The sequence below is a fragment of the Oceanirhabdus sp. W0125-5 genome, from assembly GCF_027938815.1.
Taxonomy (GTDB): Bacteria; Bacillota; Clostridia; order Clostridiales; family Clostridiaceae; genus Oceanirhabdus.
The window spans coordinates 2297067-2323960 of record NZ_CP115913.1; the positions used below are offsets into that span (position 1 = coordinate 2297067).

The 26894-nt window shown below is 28.0% G+C and carries 25 protein-coding genes; 17 read left to right on the forward strand and 8 right to left on the reverse strand.

Annotated elements, in window-relative coordinates:
- Window positions 1-390 precede the first annotated feature (390 nt).
- Complete coding sequence (abc-f, locus tag OW730_RS10670; protein ID WP_271229004.1) at window positions 391-2286, forward strand: ribosomal protection-like ABC-F family protein; 1896 nt, start codon at window positions 391-393, stop codon at window positions 2284-2286.
- A gap of 76 nt (window positions 2287-2362) precedes the next feature.
- On the opposite strand, the gene OW730_RS10675 is transcribed toward abc-f, so the two are convergent.
- From OW730_RS10675 to OW730_RS10685, 3 genes are all read right to left on the reverse strand, one after another.
- Complete coding sequence (locus OW730_RS10675) at window positions 2363-2743, reverse strand: SdpI family protein (protein ID WP_271229005.1); 381 nt, start codon at window positions 2741-2743, stop codon at window positions 2363-2365.
- Between the two features lie 61 nt (window positions 2744-2804).
- Complete coding sequence (locus tag OW730_RS10680) at window positions 2805-4232, reverse strand: alpha/beta fold hydrolase (protein ID WP_271229006.1); 1428 nt, start codon at window positions 4230-4232, stop codon at window positions 2805-2807.
- A gap of 131 nt (window positions 4233-4363) precedes the next feature.
- Window positions 4364-5593: a DEAD/DEAH box helicase gene (locus tag OW730_RS10685; protein ID WP_271229548.1), complete on the reverse strand. Its 1230-nt coding sequence runs from the start codon at window positions 5591-5593 to the stop codon at window positions 4364-4366.
- 286 nt (window positions 5594-5879) lie between these two features.
- Here OW730_RS10685 and OW730_RS10690 point away from each other — a divergent pair, with 286 nt between their 5' ends.
- The 5 genes from OW730_RS10690 (at window position 5880) to rsgA (ending at window position 9614) form a co-directional block, all read left to right on the forward strand.
- Window positions 5880-6077 (forward strand): cold-shock protein, encoded by a 198-nt coding sequence (locus tag OW730_RS10690; protein ID WP_271229007.1) that lies wholly within the window; start codon window positions 5880-5882, stop codon window positions 6075-6077.
- 420 nt (window positions 6078-6497) lie between these two features.
- On the forward strand, window positions 6498-6695 hold the full coding sequence (locus OW730_RS10695) for a cold-shock protein (RefSeq protein WP_271229008.1): 198 nt from the start codon (window positions 6498-6500) through the stop codon (window positions 6693-6695).
- A 268-nt stretch (window positions 6696-6963) separates the two neighbouring features.
- Window positions 6964-7161, forward strand: coding sequence for a cold shock domain-containing protein (locus OW730_RS10700; RefSeq protein ID WP_271229009.1), 198 nt, complete (start codon window positions 6964-6966; stop codon window positions 7159-7161).
- A gap of 157 nt (window positions 7162-7318) precedes the next feature.
- Entirely contained in the window at window positions 7319-8407 is a 1089-nt protein-coding gene (locus OW730_RS10705) for a GerAB/ArcD/ProY family transporter (protein WP_271229010.1), read from the forward strand.
- 154 nt (window positions 8408-8561) lie between these two features.
- Window positions 8562-9614 carry a ribosome small subunit-dependent GTPase A gene (rsgA, locus tag OW730_RS10710; protein WP_271229011.1) on the forward strand — a complete coding sequence of 351 codons (1053 nt, stop codon included), beginning with the start codon at window positions 8562-8564 and terminating at the stop codon, window positions 9612-9614.
- A gap of 28 nt (window positions 9615-9642) precedes the next feature.
- On the opposite strand, the gene dsdA is transcribed toward rsgA, so the two are convergent.
- Window positions 9643-11010, reverse strand: coding sequence for a D-serine ammonia-lyase (gene dsdA, locus OW730_RS10715; RefSeq protein ID WP_271229012.1), 1368 nt, complete (start codon window positions 11008-11010; stop codon window positions 9643-9645).
- Window positions 11011-11143: 133 nt separating this feature from the next.
- Here dsdA and OW730_RS10720 point away from each other — a divergent pair, with 133 nt between their 5' ends.
- The 6 genes from OW730_RS10720 (at window position 11144) to OW730_RS10745 (ending at window position 17863) form a co-directional block, all read left to right on the forward strand.
- Complete coding sequence (locus OW730_RS10720) at window positions 11144-11509, forward strand: hypothetical protein (protein WP_271229013.1); 366 nt, start codon at window positions 11144-11146, stop codon at window positions 11507-11509.
- Window positions 11510-11642: 133 nt separating this feature from the next.
- On the forward strand, window positions 11643-12683 hold the full coding sequence (locus tag OW730_RS10725) for a hypothetical protein (protein WP_271229014.1): 1041 nt from the start codon (window positions 11643-11645) through the stop codon (window positions 12681-12683).
- Window positions 12684-12865: 182 nt separating this feature from the next.
- Window positions 12866-13114, forward strand: a complete 249-nt coding sequence (locus tag OW730_RS10730) for a hypothetical protein (RefSeq protein ID WP_271229015.1) — start codon at window positions 12866-12868, stop codon at window positions 13112-13114.
- A 170-nt stretch (window positions 13115-13284) separates the two neighbouring features.
- Window positions 13285-14850, forward strand: coding sequence for a hypothetical protein (locus OW730_RS10735; protein ID WP_271229016.1), 1566 nt, complete (start codon window positions 13285-13287; stop codon window positions 14848-14850).
- Window positions 14851-15238: 388 nt separating this feature from the next.
- Window positions 15239-15556, forward strand: a complete 318-nt coding sequence (locus OW730_RS10740) for a hypothetical protein (protein ID WP_271229017.1) — start codon at window positions 15239-15241, stop codon at window positions 15554-15556.
- 282 nt (window positions 15557-15838) lie between these two features.
- Window positions 15839-17863 (forward strand): methyl-accepting chemotaxis protein, encoded by a 2025-nt coding sequence (locus OW730_RS10745; RefSeq protein WP_271229018.1) that lies wholly within the window; start codon window positions 15839-15841, stop codon window positions 17861-17863.
- A 38-nt stretch (window positions 17864-17901) separates the two neighbouring features.
- Here the strand turns inward: OW730_RS10745 and OW730_RS10750 are convergent, their stop codons facing one another.
- Window positions 17902-18990 (reverse strand): sensor histidine kinase, encoded by a 1089-nt coding sequence (locus OW730_RS10750; protein ID WP_271229019.1) that lies wholly within the window; start codon window positions 18988-18990, stop codon window positions 17902-17904.
- Window positions 18991-20301: 1311 nt separating this feature from the next.
- Here OW730_RS10750 and OW730_RS10755 point away from each other — a divergent pair.
- From OW730_RS10755 to OW730_RS10770, 4 genes are all read left to right on the forward strand, one after another.
- Window positions 20302-20679, forward strand: a complete 378-nt coding sequence (locus OW730_RS10755; protein ID WP_271229020.1) for a hypothetical protein — start codon at window positions 20302-20304, stop codon at window positions 20677-20679.
- Between the two features lie 157 nt (window positions 20680-20836).
- Complete coding sequence (locus OW730_RS10760) at window positions 20837-21124, forward strand: hypothetical protein (protein WP_271229021.1); 288 nt, start codon at window positions 20837-20839, stop codon at window positions 21122-21124.
- A 50-nt stretch (window positions 21125-21174) separates the two neighbouring features.
- Window positions 21175-22164 (forward strand): helix-turn-helix transcriptional regulator, encoded by a 990-nt coding sequence (locus OW730_RS10765; RefSeq protein WP_271229022.1) that lies wholly within the window; start codon window positions 21175-21177, stop codon window positions 22162-22164.
- Window positions 22165-22320: 156 nt separating this feature from the next.
- Window positions 22321-23784 carry a LexA family protein gene (locus OW730_RS10770; protein ID WP_271229023.1) on the forward strand — a complete coding sequence of 488 codons (1464 nt, stop codon included), beginning with the start codon at window positions 22321-22323 and terminating at the stop codon, window positions 23782-23784.
- 255 nt (window positions 23785-24039) lie between these two features.
- Here the strand turns inward: OW730_RS10770 and OW730_RS10775 are convergent, their stop codons facing one another.
- The 3 genes from OW730_RS10775 to OW730_RS10785 are packed head-to-tail and all read right to left on the reverse strand — an operon-like array spanning window position 24040 to window position 25173.
- On the reverse strand, window positions 24040-24492 hold the full coding sequence (locus tag OW730_RS10775; RefSeq protein ID WP_271229024.1) for a DUF1499 domain-containing protein: 453 nt from the start codon (window positions 24490-24492) through the stop codon (window positions 24040-24042).
- A gap of 19 nt (window positions 24493-24511) precedes the next feature.
- Window positions 24512-24847: an EamA family transporter gene (locus OW730_RS10780; RefSeq protein ID WP_271229025.1), complete on the reverse strand. Its 336-nt coding sequence runs from the start codon at window positions 24845-24847 to the stop codon at window positions 24512-24514.
- On the reverse strand, window positions 24847-25173 hold the full coding sequence (locus tag OW730_RS10785; protein ID WP_271229026.1) for an EamA family transporter: 327 nt from the start codon (window positions 25171-25173) through the stop codon (window positions 24847-24849). Before OW730_RS10785 ends, OW730_RS10780 begins: the two co-directional genes overlap by 1 nt.
- A 175-nt stretch (window positions 25174-25348) precedes the next feature.
- On the opposite strand from OW730_RS10785, the gene OW730_RS10790 reads away from it, so the two are divergent.
- Window positions 25349-26887 carry a hypothetical protein gene (locus OW730_RS10790; RefSeq protein WP_271229027.1) on the forward strand — a complete coding sequence of 513 codons (1539 nt, stop codon included), beginning with the start codon at window positions 25349-25351 and terminating at the stop codon, window positions 26885-26887.
- The last annotated feature ends 7 nt before the right edge of the window (window positions 26888-26894 follow it).

A 26894-nucleotide genomic window follows, 5' to 3' on the forward strand; every position in this document is an offset into this window, starting at 1 on the left:
CCTTTAAAAATTAGATTTTAAGAGGTTTATTAGGTGTGAGATTATATATCAATCTTTGAAGTTTAAAATTCTAAGATTAGGTGTTTATTTGTTGTAGAATGATTTCTCTGTCTCGATGGAATACTTTTATAATTATCTAATAAATAGTAAATTTATTATTTAAGGCACTTTTTAAGTGTTTTTAAGTATTTAATTATTTATGTATAGTTTAGCTCTGTGACTTTATTATAAAGTTACAGAGTTTTTAATTTACTATTTAATATTCGCTAATAATGATAATAAAATTTTCATGTTATTTGGCTTCGGATGAAATGTTATATTCGTGGTCAAAAAGCCACGGATTTCCGTGGCTTTTTTTATTTTTTATTTAAATATAAGGAGGAAAATTAGATGAGTTTAATAAAATTTAATAATATTCATAAGGAATATAATGAAAAGAAAGTGCTTAGAGGAGTAAATTTAAGTGTGGAGAGAGGCGAACGTGTCGCTCTCATTGGAAGTAATGGGTGTGGGAAAAGTACTTTATTAAAAATTGCTATTGGTGATGAAATAGCTGATGATGGTCAAGTGATGAAAGAGAAAGCAGCAAAGGTAGGGTATTTATCACAGCATATGAATGAGTTAAAGGGAGAGTATAAGAATGCATTGCACTATGAAAAAGCATACAACCTTGAGAAAAAAATGAAAGCTTTAGAGGTGGAAATGGAGAAGTGTGCAGGGAATTATGGTTCAGAGTACTATGAAGGTCTAATGAAGAAATACTCTGAAGTTATGACAAAATACGAAAGTATAGATGGGTATACTGTGAAAAATAAGATTAAGAAGATACTTTTAGGATTAGGATTAAAGGAAGAAGTGTTATTAATTCCTATAGATAAATTAAGTGGTGGAGAAAAAATGAGGGTTCTTTTAGCTAGGATACTAATAGAGGAGCCGGATTTATTAATTCTGGATGAACCAACAAATCATTTGGATATAAAAGCTATAGAGTGGTTAGAGGAATTTTTAAAAAGATTTAGTGGGGGAGTGTTGATAGTATCCCATGATAGATTTTTCTTAGATAGAGTAATAAATAGAGTGGCTGAACTTGAAGGGGGAACAATAATTGAGAAGAAATGTTCATATTCATCCTTCATAGAACAGAAAAAGATAATGAGAGAATATTACCTGAAGGAGCAGAAAAATACTCAAAAGCAAATCAGGGATAAAAAGAAACAGGTACAAAACTTAAAGAGCATGAGAAAATTTAAGGCAGCAGAAAGTAAAGAAAAAGAAGTTGAAAGATTAAAAGATAAAATGTTTTCTAGTGCCTTTGGTTTGAAAGAAAATGAGCATCTTAATGAGAAGATTGGACCTCACTTTCAATTAAACAATATTAAGAAAGCAAGTAAGGATATTGCATGGGCAAAGAATTTAAGTAAATCATTTGATGGGAATTCATTATTAGAAGATGTAAGTTTTCATATTTATGGGGGTGATAGGGTTGCAATAATAGGGGCAAATGGATGTGGAAAGACCACTTTATTGAATATACTCTTAGGGAATGATGAAGAGTATGAGGGAACTATGAGACTTGGGGAATGGGTTAAGTATTCATACTTAGGTCAGCATATATCATTTGAAGATGAGGAAAGAACTATACTTGAGGAAATCATGAGTGTAAAAGACATTAGTGTTAAAGAGGGGAAAGTTCATATTTCGAAATTTCAGTTTTATGGGGATGAAGGAAATACTAAGTTAAAGGTATTGAGTGGTGGAGAGAAGGTAAGAGTGGAACTTGCTAAGATGATGTTGATGAATATAAACTGCTTAATATTAGATGAACCTACTAATCACCTTGATCTTGAATCTAGAGAAGCTGTGGAGAATGCAATTAAAATGTTTAAAGGGACAGTAATATCAGTATCCCATGATAGATATTATCTTAATTATTGTGTAAATAAGATTATAGAAATTGAGGATAAAAAGGCTATTACCTACAATGGAAATTATGAGTTCTATTTAAGAACTAAAAAAGAAGTTTTGAAGAAAAAGAATATTAATCAACCTGAGAAACAAAAGAAAACTAGGGTTGATAAGGTGAACAATAAGTTAGAGGGTGAAAAAAAGAAACAGAAAGAAATGGAGAATGTTGAATCTAATATAGTATTACTTGAGAAGAAATTAAAGGAGATGGAAGAAGGGTTTTCTGAGGGTACTACTAATGAGGAGTACTCTGAATATGGTAAGTTATCTGAAGAACTGGAAAAATTATATGAGGCATGGGAACAGGCATCAGCAGTATAAGTAAAACGGACAAGGATAAACTTGTCCGTTTTCTATTTAATTCGTATAAGTACAAGATTGTTAACATAAAATTATACTATTTTTTTCTGTTACCATGTCTGTCAAAATTTCTCTTTAAGGCTTGCTCAGTAGGAAAGATAGAACCAACTAAGAAAACAACTTGTAAAAGACAAAGAATTGCTCCGAGAGTGCCTACAACACTTGTATCTTTCCCAATTACAAACAACATGGCTACTACAGAAAGAACCAGCATAATCCATCCTATGGTTCTCCATAGTTTTCCACAATAGTGGTGTGCAAATTCCCAAGTTTCTTTGTTTTTCATAGACATTGAGGTTCTGTATCCAAAACCTGCGTTTATTTGTTTTGGTGCACTTTTGATAAAGTATTTTCCAAATCCAACCATTGTAAATGGAATTAACAAATTCGAAATCATCATAAAAATCCAAAATCCCATTCCTTGTCACTCCTTTAAATGTAAATAATACTCACAAACAATGCAAGTTATATAGAATTAATTATTTAAGGTTAGTTATCCATTTTGCTATATCTTCTATAACTTCAGGAGATACATGAGCTGCAACAGCATAATCTGAGGGAGTACTAAGTTCTGTTTCTGAGGAACTTTCCATAAAAAGATGTGTTAACTTACTGTAAGATTTGAATGTAACATCATCTCTATATGAAAGAATGGTTTTCCATACTTCAAAATCTTTCATACTTACCTGATAGTCCATCTCTCCTTGTAATACTAGTAGAGGTTGAGGGATTGCTTTGTATTCATCAGCTGCTATATATCCTTCGAGTTCTAACCAGAAGTCTTTTGGATGAGCTAAAAGATTTTCATAAGCATTATCTGATAGGTTGCCTCTTTCAAGATTATTTGTTTGTTCTTTCATCATATTCAAAGCTTTTTGAGTTTGCTCATTTTTGTTTATGTCTAATGAGAGTAAATAATCTAATTGCTCATTTATAGTTTCTGAGAAAGCTCTTGTTGGACCTGCTAGTGAAATGAAACCAGCACCTTCAGGTAATTGTTTTGCTATTCTAGGGATTAACCATCCCCCTAAACTATGGCCGGCTACATAAATTCTATTCTTATCAATTGAAGAGTGAGTAGAAAGATATTTATATGCTTCAAGGACATCATCAATAACTAATTCTTTAGATGTATACGATTCAGGCATAGTATATACATTATTTCTTTTGTTATATCTTAAAACTGCGATCCCATTTTCAGATAAACCATGAGCTATATCTTTAAAAACTTTGTTAGGTCCTATTGTTTCATCCATATCATTTGGGCCTGAACCATGAACAAGTATTACAGCAGGGAATTTAGTGGTGCTTTCATCCTTGGGAAGTGTTAATTTACCTGGTAATTCCCAAGGAGAATTTCCAATAGTGATTTCTGTTTCAGTTATACTTGAATTTGTTTCAGTAGAGGAGTTATCCTCTTGAATTGTAGTGTCAAGAACTAAAGCTGTGATTAATCCATCCTTATCAAAAGCGATTAAGTATGGAATATCTTCCTTTTCGAAGTTAACTTTCACATGAAATACTTCTTGACCATTGATTTTATCAGGAAAAATAGATTCAATACCTTTTAGTTTACTTAGATTATTAAATGATTGTTTAAGTAAAGCTACTAATTGTTCTTCTGTAACTTGATTTCTAACTTGTTCACTAAAAGTATTGTACAACTTAGCGTATTCTCTATTATCTATCAATGTGAAAATATTTTTTATTTCTTTTTCAATATCAATAGTTTCGCTTTTTTCTTTCGAATTATCTTTGATTGAGTTATTTTTATTTGTCTCTGTTTTTTCTACAGTTGATGATTTATTATTATCATTGTCAACGGATGATGAGTTTGTACATGCAGTTGTTATAGAAACAAAAATAATTAAAATCATAACAGTTAAAATCTTTTTCAATCTATTCATAATATTACCTCCTTGATTAATTATATATATTGTATCTGTTATATACATAGTATAACAAAAGGTAAAATGTGTCAATGGAATCATAAAAAAAAGCACAGGAGTAGATATTTTTCATCTCCTGTACTTTTGGTCTATTTTCTTTTAAATGAACTTGTAGCAGTTCTTTTTTGTTTAGTTTCTGCGTTGATTCTTTTTAATTTTCGAGACAGTGGTCTAGTGCTCTTTATTTCAATCTTATTCAATTCTTCTCTAGTATAAGGAAGCGTTCTATGAGGGATAGACATTTTAATATGTTTACTTAGTTCTTTAAGGATTGGCAAGTCTTTCTGAGCAACAAACAGACAAGTATATCCTTCCTTTCCAGCTCTACCTGTTCTTCCTATACGATGTATATATCCTTCTGGTTTCTCAGGAATATCGTAGTTGTATATATGGGATACTCCAGAAATATCTAGACCTCTAGCTGCAACATCGGTAGCTATAAGATATTGAATCTCCGCGTTTTTAAAGGATTTCATGATTTGTTCTCGTTTAGATTGTTTAATGTCGCTATGTAGCTTTTGACAGTTGTATCCTCTTGAATATAGAACTTCTTCTAGATCATCAACTCTTCGCTTTGTTCTACAAAAGATAATTGCCATGAAAGGATTATCCTCATTTAAAACAGTACAAAGGGCATTCTGTTTTGTTCGATCACTAACCTCAACAAGTTCTTGTTTAATATTTTCCAGTATTACTTCTTCTTTTTCAATAACAACAAGTGCAGGATCCTTTGTGAATCTATAAGCTAATTTCTTGACTTCTGAACTTATTGTTGCTGAGAAACATAATGTTTGACGTTTCTTTGGGCAAGATTTAACAATCTCTTCTATTTCATTTTTAAATCCCATTAAAAGCATTTGATCTGCTTCGTCAAGTATTAAAGTTTTTAATGATTTAAGATTAATTGTCTTTCTTTTTAAGTGATCAATAAGTCGTCCAGGAGTAGCTATTACAAGTGATATATTGTCTTGAAGTTTATTTACTTGAGAAGAAATATCTTTTCCTCCATAAGCAGACAAGATATTAATATCTTTACCTTCACAAAATTTTTCAGCTTCAGATGTTATCTGTATAGCTAGTTCACGTGTAGGGGTAACGATCAGCCCTTGAATTTCTTTGTTTTTGATATCTAAATTTTGAAAGAAGGGAATTAAGAATGTAAGTGTTTTCCCTGTCCCAGTTTGTGCTTCAGCTATTACATCTTTACCATCAAGTATTATAGGTATGCATTCCTTTTGAATAGGTGTAGGTGTTTTAATTCCGTTCTTTGCTAAAGATAAGACTAAGTCATCTTTAACTTTTAAATCTTTAAAATTTATCATATTATATACCTTCCATAAAAAAATTCTTTTGTTTAAGTTATGCTAAATACATTGTTGTTACTCATATATCATATTATCATAAAGGAAAAAAAAAACATTAATAATAAAAGTATTGATTTTTTATAAATTGTAAGCTATGATGATTAAGGTACCTTGTTTCGTAGTAAAAGAAGTATTTAGAAAAAATTTAGAATTACGTATAGTATTATACATATCGAAATTTTTACAGATATTCATTTTTACAAAGATTTAAGGAAAAATAAAAATTTCGGAGGTAAGAATCATGACTGGAACAGTTAAATGGTTTAACGCAGAAAAAGGATTTGGATTCATCACTACAGAAGAAGGAAATGACGTATTCGCTCACTTCTCTCAAATCCAAAGAGAAGGATACAAGACTTTAGAAGAGGGACAAAAAGTTTCTTTCGAAATCATCGAAGGACAAAAAGGACCTCAAGCTGGAAACATCGAAGTAATCTAATTTTAGATTAGTTCTCCCATATGGGAATTCTAGCAAACAGACCCTATGCTTCTTGTATAGGGTTTTTATTTTATTATATGAGAAATTAACATGATATTTACTAATAATTTGAGTGATTATATATTTAAGTATTAGTGAAAAAGATGGGGGATTTATATAAAATAACATAAATTAAATGTTATTTTTTTTTATTTATATATCTAATTTGGGTAATTACATATATAAATAAGATAAAAAAATGTAAAAAGGGTTGCATTTTTATTGATAATAGGATATTATGAAATAGGTACCTTGTTTCGTAGTAAGTGAAGTATTTAGAAAAATTTTAGAATTATATAAATGTTATACATTCCGAAATTTTTACAGATATTCATTTTTACAAAGATTTAAGGATAATAAAAATTTCGGAGGTAGTAAATTATGACTGGAACAGTTAAATGGTTTAACGCAGAAAAAGGATTTGGATTCATCACTACAGAGGAAGGAAATGACGTATTCGCTCACTTCTCTCAAATCAATAAAGAAGGATACAAATCTTTAGAAGAGGGACAAAAAGTTTCTTTCGAAATCATCGAAGGACAAAAAGGACCTCAAGCTGGAAACATCGAAGTAATCTAATTTAGATTAATTCTCCTAAAATAGGGAGTTCTAGTAAAAACCTCATGTTATTAACATGGGGTTTTATTTATTTTTTAAAATAATATTAAAAAAAGGTTTGCTTTTTCACTTATAATAGGGTATTATTATGTAAGTACCTTGTTTCGTGGTAAGTGAAGTATTTAGAAAAATTTTAGATTTATATAGATTTTTATACATTTCGAAATTTTTACAGATATTCATTTATAGAATGATTTAAGGATAATAAAAATTTCGGAGGTAGAAAATTATGACTGGAACAGTTAAATGGTTTAATGCAGAAAAAGGATTTGGATTCATCACTACAGAGGAAGGAAATGACGTATTTGCTCACTTCTCTCAAATCAATAAAGAAGGATACAAATCTTTAGAAGAGGGACAAAAAGTTTCTTTCGATATCATTGAAGGACAAAAAGGACCTCAAGCTGGAAGCATTGAAGTAATCTAATTATAGATTAATTCTCCTAAAATAGGGAGTTCTTGTTAAACCCCATGCTAATTGCATGGGGTTTTTTATTTTGTTTATTTTTATAGGATGGAAGTTGTTTGGTTAAACTATGTATAGTTAAAATGTTACCCTACTTACTAAAAATTTGGAGGTAATAATGAAGAAAGAAACTATTACGGATAGAGAAGGGATATCTATTATGATTTTGTTCATAATAGGAACAAATTCAATTATGGCAGCAGGATTATCTGCTGAAAAAGATATATGGTTGGCTATTATTATTGCCATAATTATGGCACTTCCAATTATACTTGTTTATGCTAGAATGCAAAGTCTTTTTAAAAATAAAGATTTCTTTGATGTGATTGAAATGTGCTTTGGTAAGATTATAGGGAAAGGAATAGCCGTACTTATAATTATATACGTATTTTGGGAAGTACCTTTACCTTTAAGAAATTTTACTCAGTTTCCTGTCGCTGTATCTTTAAATAATACACCACAGTTAATAGTAACTTTAATTTTTATGATTGTATGTATTTGGATTGTAAAAGAAGGAGTTAATGTAATTGGTAAATGGGCAAGGCTTTTTTTAATACCTTTCATAGTCGTTCCATTAATTACTCCGGTACTTATGTTTAACTCACTTAATATTAATAATATTCTACCTATATTAAATTATGGAATTAAGCCGGTATTTAAAGGTGCATATGAAGTTTTGATGTTTCCTTTCACACAGATAATAGTTTTTGTAATAGCTTGTTCTGATTCTTTTAAAAAGAACTCTCATTACAATGTGTATCTAAAAGGATTATTATTGGGAGGATTAGGATTATTGATTTTGTCATTAGTTACTGTTTTAGTTTTAGGGTCAGACTCAGCAGGTAGATTATATTATCCTTCTTATGAAACATGGTTAAGAATTAAGATTGTTGGTTTTCAGAGAATGGAAATTGTTCATGGAGTAATGTTTGTTATAGGAGCCTTCATTAAAGTGAGTATATTTTTGATGGCTACTTGTAAAGGAATTTCAAAGATATTTGGGCTCAAGGATTACAGAAATATAGTAACACCAGTTGCTTTAATTGCTATCATTCTAGCACAATTTCAATTTCATAGTGTAATGCATTATTTTGAGTGGAATGATGAAGTGTGGTATTACTATGCATTTCCATTTCAAGTTATTTTACCAATAATCATTTGGATTGTAGTTGAAATTAAGAAGAAAAGATTTTTAGGTATAGAATAAATATATTTATTCTATACCTATTTTAGTTATATATCATATGATAAAATGATAAATGTAAATAAGGAAAAAATTACTGAAAGGAGCGATGTATTATGAGTGGAAAATTAGAGGTGGCATTATCAAAATAAACTACAAAACTTCTGGAGGTACTGGATTGATAGATAAAATAAACTTGTTTAAATTAGGATTAAAAAAAGATACTTTAGAATTATTTAATGAAGAGTATAAGGAATATTTTTTAGGTCGTGTAACACTAGAACACAAGCATACCTATAGAGTTATTACTGAGAATGGAGAGGTTCTTGGAAGAGTTTCGGGAAAATTTAATTATGAAGCTTTTGGAACAGAGGATTACCCTGCGGTTGGTGATTGGGTAGTATTAGATAGAGATAGTGATAAGAATGGAGAGGCTATTATACACAAAGTCTTGCCTAGAATGAGTTCTTTATCAAGAAAAGTAGCAGGTACAAGATCTGATGAACAGATAATTGCTACAAATGTTGATACGGTATTTATATGTATGGCACTTAATAATGATTTTAATATAAGAAGACTTGAAAGGTATATAAGTGTTGTGTGGGAAAGTGGAGCTAATCCAAGAATTATTTTAACAAAATCAGATTTATGTGAAGATATTGAATTAAGAGTTGCTCAAGTAGAAGAAGTTGCAATTGGAATAGATATTCACGTTGTATGTGCATTAGAAGAAGAGGGCATTGATGAGATTGCAGATGTTATAGGAGTTAATGATACTGTTACCTTTATAGGATCTTCAGGAATAGGTAAATCAACATTGATTAACGCGCTTCTAGGAGAAGAAAAGATGTTAGTAAATGAGATTAGAGAAAGTGATCATAAAGGAAAACACACTACAACCCATAGAGAGTTAATAAAATTATCAGATGGTGGAGTAGTTATTGACACTCCTGGTATGAGAGAATTACAGATATATTCAGTAGATTTTGATGCATCATTCAAAGATGTTGAAGAACTCGCTGAACAGTGTAGGTTTGTTGATTGTAAGCATAAAACAGAACCTGGATGTGCTGTTAAAAATGCAGTAAATGATGGAACTTTAAGCAGTGAAAGGTTTAAAAGTTATGAAAAGCTTAAACGAGAATTGTGGATAATGGAAAAAAGGAAAAAATTTAATGAAAGAAGAGCTGAAAGAAAGAAAAATATAAAGAAGTTCAGCAGAAAATCATAAAGGCACGCCATGCGTGCCTTTTATGATTTTATTCATTTTTCATTAAGTAAGTTCCTTTTTTATAGTATTCGTTCATTTCTTTCTTAGGAACCATACTTCCGCCTGTTGCCCAGGCGATGTGTGTTGCATTTATGATGGAATTTTCTAAATTATTTTTAATCAAGTAATCATAACCTGAATTAGTCTTAAATAGATTTATTCCCCCGGCAATACTTGCTAAGGCAGATGGTTCTAGATATATGTTTTCACTGTCTGCTAATAGCTTTAATAAATGGTATAGTGTTTCATCCTGAATGGTATAGTCACCACTGATCATATATTCTAGTGATTTTCCTACAAAACCAGAAGGTCTTCCAACGGCAAGTCCGTCTGCAGCGGTTATATTATCAATACCGAAGTCTTGAACACAAACTTTATCATGTTTTTCAGTCATTAATCCAAGTAACATACAAGGTGAATGGGTAGGCTCTCCAAAGAAACAGTGGACATTGTCTTTAAAGATTAACTTAAGTCCAAATGCAACTCCTCCAGGACCACCACCTACACCACATGGGAGATAAACAAAAAGAGGGTGATCCGTATCGACTGGGATATTCATGTCATATAATTGCTGTTTTAATCTTGAGGCAGCAACGGCATATCCTAAGAAAAGTGTTTGAGAGTTTTCATCATCAATAAAATAACATTTTTTATCTGTTAAAGCTTGTTTTCTACCTTCTTCAACAGCCTTACTATAGTCAGAATCATATTCTACAACAGTTACACCTTTGCTTCTAAGAAGATCCTTTTTCCACTGCTTGGCATCAGCTGACATGTGTACAGTTACTTTGAAACCTATTTTGGCACTCATTATTCCTATACTTAACCCAAGGTTTCCAGTTGAACCTACTGCAATTGAATATTCAGAGAAGAATTTTTTAAAATCATAACTATCAAGAATTGAATAATCATCAGTTATAGAAAGTTTCTTTTCTTTTAATGCTAAGTCTTCAGCGTGTTTTAGTACTTCATAGATTCCTCCTCTGGCTTTAATTGAACCGGAAATTGGGAGGTGACTATCGCATTTTAATATAAGATCACCATGTAATTGAAAGTTAAATTCTTCTTCAATAAGATTTTTCATATTGGGGATTTTTACTAAAGGAGATTCGATTATTCCTTTAGTTTTATTTGTCTCAGGGAAAACCTTGGATATATAAGGGGCGAAACGATCAAGTCGTTTACTTGCATCTAAGACATCTTTTTCAGTTAAAGATACGTTTTTTATTCCTTCCTTAAAATTAGTTAATTTGGGATTTATCCAAAATACCTCTTTAGTTTTAATTATTTTAGTTAAAAGAGGATATTCGGTTAACCAATCTTCTATGTTTTTATCAAGAATAATTTCTTTATTCATTATCAAAACTCCTTTATTTTAGGCGTAATCGAGTATATAAAAATAGTTTAACAATTGTGAAAAAAAGTGTCAATTGTCCGGAATATATTGATTATAAACAAGTAAAAGAGTAAAATTATGTTGAGGTGATTTTATGGAAAATATGATAAAAAGAGGAAAAAGATTATTGGTTGAGATGGCCTGTGTGATTATGGCTGTATTAATAATTGATGTTGTAATCTATTATTTACTATCTGGTATAATCGTATGGCGGTTAATACCAAGAATTATTTATACAGGATTGCTTTTTTATCTTACTATAGGAAAAAGCAATTGGGCTAGAATTATTCTTGGAATAATTTCGGTGTTATCAACTATTGGTGTATTTTTTGCTTTTATAGGTTCTTTTTATATAATCACGAAAGTGATATCTCTAATACTTGCTTTGTTTTACGGATTAGTAGCATATAATTTATTCTTCTCAGACGATATAAAAACATATATGAACTCTGAAGAATAATAATATGATTTAGTTAAAGTGAAAAAATATGTTAGATATGTTTTACAAGTTATTAAAACCTTCATGTGGAAAATATGATAGAATAATATAAGATGTATTATGGTAAATTATATTAAATGAAAAGGAGATACATATGAAGAAATTATTAAAATTATCATCAATATCTTTAATTTTGTTTGCAACTCTATTGCTTGCGGCATGCGGTGAAAAAAATGATAAAGATATTTCTTATTCTTGGGGAGAAAATTTAAGTAGTGTGGTTCAAAAATTGAATCATAAGAACATTAAGTATTATCTTGAAGAAGATGATAAAAGTGCTTTAATACGTGTAAAAGCAAGTGATATAGGTGTAGATAGATATTTGCAAGATAAGGTGTTTTATTTTTCTAAGAGTTTGATAATTGAAGAAGAATCTGTAGAGTTTGAAGAGTCAAGGCTGATTTTAGTTGCAGATTCTGTAGCAGGTGAAAAGTTTGATAAGGAGATGGCTAAGAAAGAGATTGCTAAACTTACTCAAAAGTATGGAGAACCAGATGAAAAACCAGAAGATACAGATGATATTTCAGGATATACATGGAATGAGGAGAATCAAATTATATCTACAGAATATTATAAAGAACATGAGTTGTTCAGGGTTTCTACAAGGTTAAATGCAGAAGAAAGAAAGAATATTAAAGATAAAGAAGAGAAAACAATTATATTAAGTTCTGGAGAAAATGTTGAGTATAAATGGGGAGAAAGTACTGAGGAGTTGATAAAGGAATTCCAAAAGGAGAATGTTAAGTATTATATTGGTGAGCAAGCTAATATTGAAGTAATTAACCTTGCTCTTGGTGGGAAAAATATCTTTAATGCTACTTCAGCAAAGAGTTTTTATTTTTCAGATACATTTGTTATTAATAATGAAGAAGTAAAGTTTAAAGAAAATAGATTGTTTGTTGTAACTGAGAGTAATTATCTTTCGAAAGAAGAGGTTGCTATGAAAATTGAAGAGTTAACAGCTGAATATGGTGAAGTAACCAGTAAGCCAAAAGAAGGAGAATATACAGGCTACACATGGGTGACGGAAGATAGTATTATTTCTACTGTTTTTATAGAAGAATATAATTTATTTACTTTATCATACAGGTTTAAAGAAAATGATAAAGTTGACTTTTTGAAATATAAAATTTAAGTAATAGAGAGCAGGTTTTATAATCTGCTTTTTATTTATTATCAATAAAATTCATAATTTGTATATTTTCAACTATGCTTAATTAATTTGTGTTAACAGAATATTTGCTATATATAGTAAAGTCATATTTTACTTAGTGGTTAATTATGATAAAATTATAGTGAACGGTTAGGGGGGGGAATATGAAGTGGGTTATTATTGTTTTGTTATTGGTAGTTAATGTACCTATTTATATTATGTTATATAAACGGGTGGTTGATTGGCAAAATATAAAAATATGTAAGGAATTATTAAGAAAGAATTGTGCGCATAAAAGTATGGTAATAAATAGATGTACCTGGATAAAAGGGGTTATCTTAGTTTTAGCTTGTTTTTTGATTGTATTTTTTGAATTTAATATTATAAATAATTTAATTCATAGATTAATATAAGTAAGCAGTTAGTTTATGTAAATTTTGTATGACACTACTTTATTGAAGCATTATAAAGTAGTGTCTTTTGTTTTATATATAAAATAACTCTTGAATAAGGATATAAAAGTTAAAAAATAAAAAATATAGTAAAATATGATAAAATGGAGGAAAGCAGTTAGGAGGGGTGTATGAGAAAAATTAAATTTATGTCTATCGGGGTATGTTGTTTGATTTTTATAGCAGCAGTTATTTTTCATTGTGTTAGATTATCATATAATGAAATGAAAGTGCCAGTTAAAAAATGGAGCAAAAGTTTAAAATTATCCGAAGTGAAAATTCTGTCAGAGCATACAGGGTGTAAAGTAAATGGAAATTTAATATCTGTTTTTATAAATAAGGAGAATGTTGAAATTGTAAAATTAACTGAGTTAGGAGAGATACTCAAAAGGGGGATAATCGCTGAAGGTAAACATATTCAAAATTTAAGAGTTATGGCAGAAGAGGACAATCTTAAGATAATGTATACTGAATGGAGTGATGATAAAAGAAAGTTATCAATGTTAACTCTTGATAAAGAATTCAAAATAATAGAAAGAGAAGAGCGTTTTGATGTAATTGAGGCTAAGTTTCTGAATGAAGATAGAATATGTGTTTTGAAGAAAGGTAGTCTTGAGATTATCAATTGGAATGGAAAAATAGAAGCATCCTTTGAATCAAGTAATTTAAGCAAGTTAGAAGTGGTCAAGAGTGATGGAGAATATTTTATAGTTGTTATAAAAAATACAGGGGAAGTTTTGAGTTCTTCATATAAGGTAGGAGATAAAAGTATAAAGTTTAAGGAGATTCATAAAGCTAAAGTTGGTTCATTTAAAAGTATTAGAAAAATGTATTTAGGGGTTAATGGAGAGCAAATATACATTTTACTGGAAATGTATAATAAAAATAAATATGATGGAATAGATATTCATATTTATTCAAAAAAAGATGGGGAAATGTCTATAAATAAAATAGAATTATCAAAAAAATACAAAATGAAAGATTTTGTTATGATTAACAATGAAGGTGAATTTTTATGTTCTATCCAAAGAGTTGTTAGACGGGGTGAGAAAAAGTATGATCTTGCTAGAGTGCGTTTTAAAGGGAGTGAAATAGAGAAAATTGAATATTTAACTAGGAGCATTACAGATAGTAGATATCCAAGATATCTTAAAGATACTATAACTTTTACTGAAAAAAAAGATTCTAAAAATATTAATCTTGCTTTAATATCAACCTCTGATAATGTTAAATCCATAGTAAATAATAAGATAAACCAAGATGAGAAAAGTTATATTGTAAATCAGATAATTACGTTTATTATATACTCTATTATATTTTCATTCTTATTAGGGTGGGTATGGATGATAGCAGGAATCTTTGTGTTTATTGGTATTACAATGATTAATGAAAGAAGTTTTGATAAAAAGAAAAAAGTTAGAATGTTTATTCTTGGTTGTTTAATAATGATGTTGTTTAAGAATTACGAAATTTATGGAATGTTTTATGTAAGTGGCAAGGTATTCATGACTGGTGTTATGAGTAATCAAATTTTAGGTATGGGAATATCAGTGTGTATAAGTATAATAACAGTTATATGTGCCTGTATTGGGTATAAGAATGATTGTGAATCCATTCCATTTTTAAAATTCATTATATGGTTTATTCCTGATGTAGTATTAACAATGACATTCCTTTATCCTTACATTATCATATAAGGATAAAGGAATAAGAAAGAAATAGGTTGATTTGTAACGTCTATCTAAAAAATATTTAAAAGATATAATATAACTTTATTCGACATTTGTGTAAATGTATAATGTGGTATGATAAACTATGTATTGAATATTCTGAAAACTTATTATATAATATAATATATAAAGGGGTGGTGGGTGAAATTATGAAGGGGATATTATTTGCCATAGTTTTTTTATTATTTTTCTTTGTACTCATACAATCAGAATATAAGGTGTATAATGGACGGTTTATTTTCAAAAATGGAATTAGTAGAATTAAGAGAAATTTAAAAACATATCTTCATAAAGAATAAAATTTTATAATATATTATAATAAATCACTTGAAGTAAAAGGATACGGGGGTTAATTGTGAATGATGATAACCAAAGGATTTTTATAGAAGAAATTTTAAATAGTGAAGCAGTGAAAGTATTTTGTTCTAAAATAGAAAAGGCTGTTGAAAAAGGAATACGAAAAGGGGTAGAGAAAGGCGTTGAAAAGGGAGTTGAAAAAGGGATTGTAAAGGGAATGGAAAAGTCTCTTGAAAAAGCATTAGAAAGTAAAGTTTTAGAAGAGAAGTTAGGTATAGCTAAAAAGCTTATAATGGCTGGATTGGATGAGCCCTTTATTTGTAATTGTACTGGATTATCCATGAATGATATTGTTAATATGAAAAATAGAATATAGAACAGAAATAACAATGAATGATTATGTGATATCACTCGTTGTTATTTTTTTGAAAATAATGTATTAACTTAAATAGCTTGCATTATAAAGCAAGATGTATTTAATTTAATTTAAAATATTATAGATAAAATATTTGATATTAATTAAAAAAAGGTTAATAAGTTGAATTTTTAAAGATGACAGTTAAAAAGGTGAGAAGATTGACAAAATAGATAAAACTTTGTAAACTAATATAGAGTTTATTGTGGAATAATTTGAAATGTATGGAAGTGGAGAGGTGTTATGAGTAAAAACATAGGGAAAAATAGGAATATTAGTATTAAAGTTAGGGTAATTGCAGTATTTATAGCTGTTATGGTATCATTAACATTGTTTTTGAGTACTCAAACTTATTCTAAGTCTCAGGAAATTCTTTATAAAACTTATAAAGAATCATCTATGCAGACTGTAAAAGAAGTAAAAAGGTCAATCGAATATTATTTAAAAGGGTATGAAGAATTATTAGAACAGTTGAGTAGGGAGGCTAATGTACAAAATTCCCTTAAAAGTTCTGAAAGTGTTCTTTGGTTATTGAAGAATCTTAATGCTGCTAATGAGGCAAGAAAAGATGTTGTGGATGTTTACTTAGGAACTAAAGATGGAATTTTTTATCATGATCGAGATATCGAAGTTAAATCAGGTTATGATCCAAGAACTAGAGGTTGGTATAAAGATGCTGTAGAGAGTAAAGGCAATATTGTGTGGAGTGATCCTTATCCTGATAGTCAAACAGAGGAAATGATGGTAACAGCCAGTAAAGCTGTTTATGATAATGGGAATAAAGAATTAATAGGGGTACTAGGTGTAGATATTCCTATAGAAACTCTTTCAAATACTGTGAATGATATTAAAATTGGGAAAAAAGGATATGTATTTGTACTGTATGATAAAGGGAAAGTTCTTACGCATCCAGATCCTAGTCAGTTAGGAAAAGTAATCCCAATACCAGAAATTGAAGAAGCAATTAAAAACGAGAGTGAAGAAACTGTAGAATATATTAATAAAACAAAAGATGATGAAGTGGAAGAGAAGTTTTCTACGTATGTAACAATTGAAAAACTTGGATGGAATATTCTTGCATGTATGTCCTTTGATGAAATTGAAGAATCTGTTAGTGAACTTAAAAATGGTGTGAAACTATATTCAGGAATTGGAGTTTTAATAGCGATAATAATTGGATGGTTATTTGCAGTTTCATTAGTAAAACCTATTAAACGCTTATCAAAGGATTTGGAGATTGTTGGACAAGGTGATTTTTCAAAACGAAGTAAGATAAATGTTAAAAATGAGCTAGGATTAATGGCTGGTGAATTTAATAAAATGGCTGAACAGGTTTCAGGGTTAATAAAAAATATGAGAGATGCATCTAAGAAAGTAAGTGAGTCATCAGAAATGTTAGCAGCTACATCAGAAGAGACAAATGCGTCAGCTGAGGCAGTTACTAATGCTGTAGAGGAAATTGCAAGAGGTGCTTCAGAGCAAGCGGGACAAGCAGAAAATGCAGCTTTATTAACTAGTGAATTATCAATGAAGTTAGATGAGTTGCATAATAGTTCTAGTATTATGATTGAATCAACTGAGATAATTACAAATATTAATGAAAGCAGTGTAGCAGTTATTGAAGAGTTGAAAAATAAGAACAACGAAAATAGTGAATCTATTTATAGAATTGAGAATGCAATAATAGAACTAGATAATAAATCTAAGAATATTAGCAGTTTTATTGAAACTATTGCATCAATTGCTGAACAAACAAATTTATTAGCTCTTAATGCATCAATTGAAGCTGCAAGAGCTGGAGAAGCAGGAAGAGGTTTTGCTGTTGTTGCAGAGGAAATAAGAAAGTTAGCAGAAGCATCTAATAATGCTGCTATGGAAATTAATCATATTGTATCTGAAATACAAGATGAAAGTAACAAAACTGTTAAAGTTATGGAAGAAGTTAAAAATATTTCTGTTGGGCAAAATGAAGCTGTTAATGAAGTTAACAATTCTTTTGATAAGATAAATGAGTCTATAAAGGCAATAAGTACAACAATAATTAATGTAAATGAAGCAATAAATAAACTGAATAAGGATAAAGATGAAATATTAGGAGCAGTTCAAAATATTTCAGCTATATCCCAAGAAACTGCTGCATCATCTGAAGAAGTAACAGCGTCTATGGAACAACAACTCAATGCAATTGAGGAAGTTAGTTCATCGGCTGAAAGTCTAAGTCATACTGCAGCTGAACTTGAGGAGCAAATAAATCAATTTATAATTTAAAAATCAAAGAAGAATGCTATAAGCATTCTTCTTTGATTTTAGTTGAAATATATATCAGAAAATTCAATGAAAATCTTTTCGATATGTTCATTATATGAATATTCCTTAGGTGAAATATTTTCACAAATGTTTGATTCAGGAACAGTATTACAAGGGAGACATATAATAAATTCGGTTCCTTGATCAGGAGAACTTTTTAAGGTTATTTTACCATTGTGAAGTTCTACTAGAGATTTTACCAGAGATAATCCTATTCCGCTTCCTTCACGATTTCTATTGATAGATTTATCAGCTTGTATAAACCTATCAAATATTCTATCTTGTATATCTAAAGGAATACCAATTCCAGTATCTTTTACTATAATATTTATGTTATCATAATTATCTTTAATAGTTACATAAATTTTTCCGTGCTCAGGAGTGAATTTCACAGCATTTGACAATAGATTTAAAATAATTCTTTCAATTTTTTCTGGGTCGCATGCAATTTCTTTTTCCTCAATATCTGTATCAAAAATTAATTGGATGTTCTTATCTTCGATAAAAGTTGCTACTGAAAGTGTTATATCTTCTGTTATTTTTACAATATCATTATTTGATAAGGTTACATTAAGATAACCTGAATCGATTTTAGTTAAATCTATTAAATTACCAATTAATCTAATTAATCTAAAACAGTTTTGTTTTATAATTTTTAAATACTTTTTTTCTTTAGTTACAGGGTATTGAGAATCAAAAATATTTTTTTCGAGAATTTGTTGAGCAGAGAATATAACATTTAAGGGGGTTTTAAGTTCATGAGAAATATTTGCAAAGAATTCAGCCCTAAGCTGCTCATAAGCTTCAACTTGTTTGAGTTTTTCTTGATTCTTTTCTAATTCCATTTTGGATTTAAGGATTTTTAATTCATAATTATGGTTATCTAAAATTTCATTTAGTAAAAGATTATGTGCATTAGTTAGTTCTTCAGAACGTTTATCAATCTCTTGTTCTAACGTTCCTTTTATATGTAATAATTCTTGGTTTTTTAAATTAAGTACTTTTGATTGAGTTAGATAACTTTTATAAAAAAGTTCTTGAAAAATTGATATTATATAACATAAAAAACATAAAAATATAGAATTCATTATATTACCCGCTAGTATGTTTCTCTCATTCATTAAATAAAATAAATGTACATTGAATATTAACGTAGGAAATAATATGAATGTAATTCTTTCATATTTATTTAAAGTTATGAAAAAAGCAAGAGTAAATAAACAAATTATAAAAGCTGATATTTGTCCATGAAGAAATTGAGCATTTATTGATATAAATAATACCCAAGTTAATGTGATTATTATAAATAAATAATGAAATGATTTTTGAAGAAATAAATGAGAATGAAATTTTTTTCTAAAAATCATAAATAAAGACAATAAGATTACTAAAAAAAATAAATATACAATTCTTGAATAAAAAAGGAAAAGAAAATTTTCATTGCTATTAAAAATATCTTTATTAAAAAAAATATCCATTAGTAATAGAAAAATATTAGATAAAAATAAAATCAATGCTATTAAATTTTCACGTACTAGATTAGTGATTAAAAGACATTGATTTACTTCTATTTTCTCTTTAAAGGTACAATTGAATCTAATCTTAAATAATGAATTTCCAAAGTATGCTCTGAAAAATTTTTGGTATAATTTATTATTAAAAAATTCCATAATGCCCTCCTAAAAAATGAAAATATAATACTATGATAACATTTATAGAAAAAAAGGCAATTAATTGTGGATTATAGGGTGTTTTGTAAATTGTATTTTAATATATTGGATTAAATTAACAAGATATTGGTATATGAGGATTAGTGCCAATCTTAAAGCTTAATTCAATAATGATCAAATGATTTAATTAGACATAAACAATATTTAATATTGAAATACGAGCATAGAAAATCATTTTAATTTTGGTATTTTTATTGATATATTAGGGAAGACTTTAGTTAGTAATATTCTAAATGGGTTTGCAATATATATATATAATATAGGTAAAAAAATATTTTAATAATTCGATTTCTATGTAAAATTGGACTTTTTAAAGCTTGTGTTCTTTGATGAATTGGACTTTGGAAGTATAGTATTTATGGGTATTGGGATACCTTTTTTTACTTAAAAAAAGGATTTTTCTATCAAATAATAAATTTGACATAAGCATAAAAGTATTGTAAAATATTAATAAGATACTTCAAATCTAAATGTCAAGTCTGTAAATTTGAACGATAACTTTAAAGTAAATTAATGATTCTATCATACGTACATTACTAATAATTAATTCAGATTAATAATTTCACATAAGATAAATTTGATAGTTTTTGTGCTTGATTTAGCATAAAAGTTAGTTTTATATTTATTGTTTGATAATGAAAATTAATTGATAATAAAAGGAGTGATATTATGGAATATAATATAGGAACAATTGAACTACTTACGATATTAGATGAAAATCCAACATATAGAGGGATTAATAGATTTGGTCATACTTTATTTGTAAGAAAGAGTACTAAAGAAATTATTCACAGAAAGATTAAAAATGCAGATAGAAAGAAAAAACATGTATCTCTTAATGATAAATGGAGAATAGTTAAACCTATAGATTATGAAAAAGCAAATGAATTATTTAAGAATTTTAGAGTAATTGAAGCTAGATTTGAAGATGGTAGTAAAAAAATATTTAGAAAAATGCCTTACAATTCAAATACCATTATAGAAAGTGGTGTTCCAAAATTAAAGGATGCACTATATTACTGTTTGAGTTATCATGAAGCAGAGTAAAATAAAAAAGTACAATTTATTGTACTTTTTTTATTTTTTTGAAGAAAAATAATAAAATGAATCTAAAATATTGCAACAAATGATGAAAAAGGACAGTTTTTGTCCCTGCCTTATGTGTAAAATATTAGAGTGAGAAAGTATGGGTGAGGTGGAATGGGTGATAATTGATATATTAACAGATAAGTTTAATGATATTCTACATGGAAATATTGAAATAATTCAAATGAAGACTATCAATGGATTAATAGGTAAGATTAATGGAGAAAAAAGTTTTGAAATTGTCTATAGTACTAAATTTAATATTATATCTTTAACTTTTATGAATAGTATAAATGATCAAATATTAAAAATAGTTAAAGAACAGTCATCAATAAATTCAAAAATTATGATAAAAGAAAAAGAAGAAAAGCTGGTAGTAATAATTTTTGGATACCTTAAAGTATAGAAATATAAAATTATATTACTATTTATTATAATGGAAAAGGTGATTATTGGGTGGACAAGTTAAAACAGGAGAGATTAAGAAAAAAATCATATATAATGTTAGATATGTATAATACTCTAATTTCGGGTGGTGTTATATACGTTAAGGATATTGCAAAGGATGAAAATCTAACAAGTAAGACTATACTAAGATATGTAGAAGAGTTGAAGTTGTATTTTGAGAATAAAAGAGAGCTTTTAGAGTTAGGAATAAAAATAAAGTTTGATAAAAAAATGAATGGATATGTTCTCTATAAAAGAGATGAATATTATTTGCGAAAAGAAGAGATATTTTATTTGTTAAAGCTTCTTATAAGTAGTAGAACATTAAATAAAGAAGATGTTGTTAAGATAACAAAAAAATTACTTATAATCATAAATAATAAAGACAGAGAAAATATATATAAAGCTTTATTTAGTGAAATTAGAGGGTTGAGTTATGAACATAAAGAGATGAATAATATGATAAAGTTCACATGGGAGTTATCTCAAGCAGCTATACATAATAAAAAAGTATTGATACATAATAACAACCAAAAGATTGAGGTGAATCCTTTAGGTGTGTTAGTATATAAAGACAATATTCATTTAATATATTATAAATATGAAAAGGATAAGATACATATTTGTACTCCTTTAAATCAGAGATTAGATTTAATTAAAAAGATAGAGATACATAATAAAAAAGAAAATAAATTTAACGAGTATTTTGATATGGGAGAATTTAAAAAGTATTTTAATGGAGCAGCATCAAGTAGACTTGCCAGAATTAAGTTAAGATATTATGGAAGCGATATCAATTATATTCTTAAAGAAATTCCTTATGCAAGTATTTCTGAAAATAAAGATAGTTATTTAATAAGTGGAAGAGTGTACATAGATGGATTAAAGAAATTTATATTAAGCATGTGCAATGAAATAGAGGTAATAGAGCCGGAGTGGTTTAGAAAAGAAATTAAAGAAAGTATTCAAAAAATGTATAGTCTTTATTCTGATGGGTAGTAATTAAATAAACTAATAAGATTAAAGTTCTTAATATTATTGAATAAGTGATTTACTATAAGTATAATTAAATAAGATGATAATTTAAGAAAAGCACAGTAACTTGTGTTTTTTCTTTATTAATTAGGAAATAATTCATAAATTGCGGAGGACAGTATGAAACTTACATTACAACAGAAGAAAGTAGTGAATGGCAAGCCAGAAAAACTATTACTTATTACTGGTAAAACAAATACAGGTAAGTTGACAACGTTAATAAATAGAGCTGCATATTTAAAGAACAATTATAGTTTTAATCAAGAGGACAAGCTTCTTTTTATTACAACTAATGAAAATAGAGAAATTATTAAAAGAAGATATGATGAACAAATAAAATGTAATAATTATCGAACTTTATTTTCTTTTTATAGTCAAAATATAGAATTTAAAGATAAAGAAAATTTTTTATATGATTTATGGAATGAATTTGGAGATAAATCCTTAAAGCTTAAAGATGATAATATGTTTTTTGAAAGTATGTTGGAAGATATTATTGAGGATTTTAAAAGAAAATATCCAAGAATTAAGCTATTTAAGAATAAAAAGATTAGTGCTTTTTTAAGAGAAATTAATTGGATAGAATCAATGGGAATATTATCAGAAGAGGATTATTCTATTTGTAGTAGAAAAACAGCGGTAAATGCTGAAGAGAAAGATGCGGTAATAGGGAAAATTAAAAAAAATTCATCCTCTAGAAAAGCACTATACAAAATGTATAAATTATTTTATGAAAGATTAAATAGTAATGGATATACTGATAAATATCAAATAGTTACAAAGCTTATTGAGAAGAAAGCATATATTAGTTGTAAATATTCACATATATTTATACATAGAGGAGAACTATTAACTGAAAGAGAACTTAAATTCTATCAAGAATGCGCATGTGATAAAGAGTACTCTACACTATCAGTGGTAATAGATAAAGATAGAGTTCATAATGAAACAGGTGTCTTAGTTAGAGGAAAAAGAATGGATTATTCATATGTTTCGAAAAAAGCAAAAAAGATTAAATTAAATAAAATATTTGAAGTTAATGCTGGTAAATATGAGGAGAATTATAGAGATGGAATTGAGAAATTCCAATTTATTAATTTAAATAATAATAAGCGATTTGATTTGAGTCATGACCCAAGTGTTAATGATGAGTTGATTTTGCATCAGGAAGATATTGAAACAGAAATAAAAAAAGAAGAGCTTATTACCATACCAGTATTCAGTAATATTGCTGCTGGTCAGCCAATGTATATAGAAGATGGTCAGCAAGATTCAATGAATATGCCAAGCTTTTGGTTTAAGGGAAAAAAAGATATTTTTATGTTAAAAGTTAAAGGTGACAGTATGATAAATGCTAATATCAATGATGGTGATTATGTAATTATACACAAACAACAAGGAGTTGTGCATAATGATATCGTTGCAGCTAGTTATAATGGAGAAGCAACACTCAAAAGATTAAATCTCAAAGAAGAAAATCCTATGTTAATGCCAGAAAATGAAAAGTATGATCCTATTGTTATATTAAATGATGATATATATATATTTGGTAAAGCTATTGGAATAGTTAAAGGAAAAGCGTAAAACAAATGGAGAATTGAGAATGTAGAATGGAGAATGATTGACATTTCACTCTGTGAAATTATAATCTTATTGGTTATGAAACAATTGGGTTTTACTCGTTTTATTTAAATAAAACATTGTAGAATAAATACCATATTTTATTACAAGATAAAATGAGTAAAACTATCTTGATTTAAAGGACGATAAGATGTAGTTTCTGCGTATGCAGAAACATCCATCATCATCAATTATCCATTATACATTCTACATTATTATTTAGATGTTTTTAAAGTACATATTCCTAATAATATTATATCTTTTACGATTTAACCCCAAATCTGAATACCCAACTCTTGAAGCAGATCTATAGTGAATTGCTTTATTTTTAATATCAAAATAGAATTCCACATCATGATAAAATTTCATTCTGTACGTTTTAAAAACTACGTATATGTAATCTTCTTTCATTTCAATTATGTTAGTATTAGGAAAGGATTTTATAATACATAAAATTTCTTCTCTACTCTTAACAAGGTTATCTTTGAATGGAAGTGGTATTATTTTTTTTCCACCCATAGTTGTTTGTGTTGATACACAGTTTGGTTTGTTTGGAAGTGGAGTTAGTCTACCATTTTTGATACCTAAATTATTAGGCTGCTGTGTATTTTTTGAATACATAAATAATAGTATTGCAATAAGTATACCTATAATTATAAATAAAAAAGTCATAGAAGATCTCCTTTATATTTTATATTGATACTATTATTGTTCCAATAATAATCAATGATATAGCAAGGAGTTTTTTTCTAGTTATTTTTTCTTTTAGATATATATTAGATAAAAATAATGTCCAAACATAAGTTAAAGATAAACATGCAATAAAAACTATATATTGAATATGTTTAAGAAGAATAATATTCATAATTATGGCTATTACATAAAAAAAAGTACCTAATATAAACTCTTTTGATAATATCCATTCTATTAAAGTTCTTTGAGAATTCTCTTTACATGAAGAAATCTTAATCAAGAGACCGCCAATGGCTCCTAGTAATGTATTGATAATTATTAGTGTATAAAACATTATTTATCACTTCCTAACAGTATTACTCCAGATATAATTAATATAATACCAAGTATATTTGATGGAGATAAAGGCTCTTTTAATATTAAAAGAGAATATATTGTGGCAAAAGCGTAACTTAGACTCATAAAAGGATATAATTTTGAAAGTTCATCACTTTTAAAAGCGATGGTCATTGTTATAAATCCTATACCATATAAAAACAAGCCACTAATTAGTAACAAATTTAATTCACTTCTGCTGAGCTTCCACATTAACTGTCCTAAAGATGCTGAGAATGCTGAGAAAACCATAAGGACTTTTCCTTGTAATTTAGTTATATTCATAATTAACCCTCCATTTATTCTATTTTAAATCATTATTGATATATATTCTAGAATAAAAAATTAAAGGTAACAGTTAATGAGTGAGAATTACATTTTATGGGTTTGACCGATGGGGTTATTTGATATAAAATTATGTAAATGGATTACATACAAATTAAAGCAAGGAGAGGTAAAATTGGGTAAAGAGCTTAATGTTGTTAATTTAGACGAAAAATACGTTTTGAATTATTATCTAAAATTAATTGATGAAGATAAAATTAAATTTTTATCTGGAGAAAAAGTTTATAAGGAAAAGATAGTAGAACTTATCAGAGAGCTAATTCATGAAGAAAAAATACATAATAAGATTGAGATAGCCAAAAAGTTGTGGAAATATTTATTCTATGAAGCTATGAGTTTTATAGATGATGATAAAAAAGGATACGATGATTTATTTGAATATTTTGATGAGTATGTAAGATTTGAAGAGTTGATATTCGCATCTGACGCATTTTATAGGGATCATACTCTTCATAGTTTATGGGTTTATTTCCTAGGTGAGTATATTGTGAAAAGTGGTAATTTTAATAAATTCTTAAAAGACTTTGATGATGAACCTGTAACGCAATTTTATAATGAATTAATAGCTATTAAAGATAGCAGATTTAATTTATTAACGGAGGAGTTAAAATATTTGATAAACTCAAATTATCTTAAAGATTCTCAAAGATGCATTTCCGCACTAACACATGATTTGGGGTATCCTTTGAAAAAAATTAATAAGATAAACAATGCTGTTAAGGGGATTGCTCCGTTTATGGGGATGGAATATGAAGAAGAATTTTCTTTTTCTCATGATGTGACCCATCAATATTATATTGAAAAGTTACTAGAGATACTTCCAATGAGCTTTAATTTTGCATCAAATAAATATGAATGTGAAAACAGGCAGGAATTATTCGATATAATGAAAATTACCAAAGAGGGAGCTATCTACGGAATTCATGCTGATAAGTATGAGAAATTAAGCGACGAAAGAAAAGATGATTTAGCAAAGATTCTTAATTTTAATTTTCAGACTGTTGAAGAACTAAAAGATAAAATAAGATTCAGTAGAGATTTTGAGAATTTTGAGCATGGAATAATGAGTGCATATATTCTATCTAAGATGTTAAGGTGTTTTACAGAAAATTCCATCAGTTGGAAACAAGGCATACCAGAATATGGAGATAACATTATTAGAATACTAGGAAAATATGAAATACTTCAGGCTATTTCTAATCATACAAGTAAGGGGTATAAGATTTCGGGAATTGATGATGTATCTAGCTTATTGTTATTTGTTGATGAAATTGAAGAATTTTCAAGGATAACTAAGGGGAATAAGAATAGGGAGTTTATAAATGAATTCTGCAAGACACAGATGTATGCAGATGAAGAATTTATGAATATAGATTTCATTTTTGATAATAAAAAAATTCAAGGTCTAGATCCCAAAAGAGCCTTTAAAGAAAGGTGTAAGATACTTCTGAGGAAATTTGACATCAGCAATTTGAAAGAAAACTTAAAGATAAGATTAAGGTGTCTAGACAGGCTTGAAGATAATGAGAATGAATATGAGATAATTATTGAGACAAAATTTGTTAGAATTATGGTTAATGGGGTTGAACAATACATACCTGAATATTTAAATAGTAATGAATTTTACTCAAGAGAAGAATATATGGAAATGTAGGGGGACA

Excerpts from the sequence above, each read along its gene's own strand:
- OW730_RS10690 (WP_271229007.1), top strand. The coding sequence starts at position 5,880 with ATGACTGGAACAGTTAAATGGTTTAACGCAGAAAAAGGATTTGGATTC.
- OW730_RS10705 (WP_271229010.1), top strand. The coding sequence starts at position 7,319 with ATGAAGAAAGAAACTATTACGGATAGAGAAGGGATATCTATTATGATT.
- OW730_RS10680 (WP_271229006.1), bottom strand. The coding sequence starts at position 4,232 with ATGAATAGATTGAAAAAGATTTTAACTGTTATGATTTTAATTATTTTT.
- OW730_RS10720 (WP_271229013.1), top strand. The coding sequence starts at position 11,144 with ATGGAAAATATGATAAAAAGAGGAAAAAGATTATTGGTTGAGATGGCC.
- OW730_RS10695 (WP_271229008.1), top strand. The coding sequence starts at position 6,498 with ATGACTGGAACAGTTAAATGGTTTAACGCAGAAAAAGGATTTGGATTC.
- dsdA (WP_271229012.1), bottom strand. The coding sequence starts at position 11,010 with ATGAATAAAGAAATTATTCTTGATAAAAACATAGAAGATTGGTTAACC.
- OW730_RS10745 (WP_271229018.1), top strand. The coding sequence starts at position 15,839 with ATGAGTAAAAACATAGGGAAAAATAGGAATATTAGTATTAAAGTTAGG.
- OW730_RS10785 (WP_271229026.1), bottom strand. The coding sequence starts at position 25,173 with ATGAATATAACTAAATTACAAGGAAAAGTCCTTATGGTTTTCTCAGCA.
- OW730_RS10780 (WP_271229025.1), bottom strand. The coding sequence starts at position 24,847 with ATGTTTTATACACTAATAATTATCAATACATTACTAGGAGCCATTGGC.
- OW730_RS10735 (WP_271229016.1), top strand. The coding sequence starts at position 13,285 with ATGAGAAAAATTAAATTTATGTCTATCGGGGTATGTTGTTTGATTTTT.
- OW730_RS10700 (WP_271229009.1), top strand. The coding sequence starts at position 6,964 with ATGACTGGAACAGTTAAATGGTTTAATGCAGAAAAAGGATTTGGATTC.
- OW730_RS10675 (WP_271229005.1), bottom strand. The coding sequence starts at position 2,743 with ATGGGATTTTGGATTTTTATGATGATTTCGAATTTGTTAATTCCATTT.
- OW730_RS10750 (WP_271229019.1), bottom strand. The coding sequence starts at position 18,990 with ATGAATTCTATATTTTTATGTTTTTTATGTTATATAATATCAATTTTT.
- OW730_RS10755 (WP_271229020.1), top strand. The coding sequence starts at position 20,302 with ATGGAATATAATATAGGAACAATTGAACTACTTACGATATTAGATGAA.
- OW730_RS10730 (WP_271229015.1), top strand. The coding sequence starts at position 12,866 with ATGAAGTGGGTTATTATTGTTTTGTTATTGGTAGTTAATGTACCTATT.
- OW730_RS10775 (WP_271229024.1), bottom strand. The coding sequence starts at position 24,492 with ATGACTTTTTTATTTATAATTATAGGTATACTTATTGCAATACTATTA.
- OW730_RS10770 (WP_271229023.1), top strand. The coding sequence starts at position 22,321 with ATGAAACTTACATTACAACAGAAGAAAGTAGTGAATGGCAAGCCAGAA.
- abc-f (WP_271229004.1), top strand. The coding sequence starts at position 391 with ATGAGTTTAATAAAATTTAATAATATTCATAAGGAATATAATGAAAAG.
- OW730_RS10725 (WP_271229014.1), top strand. The coding sequence starts at position 11,643 with ATGAAGAAATTATTAAAATTATCATCAATATCTTTAATTTTGTTTGCA.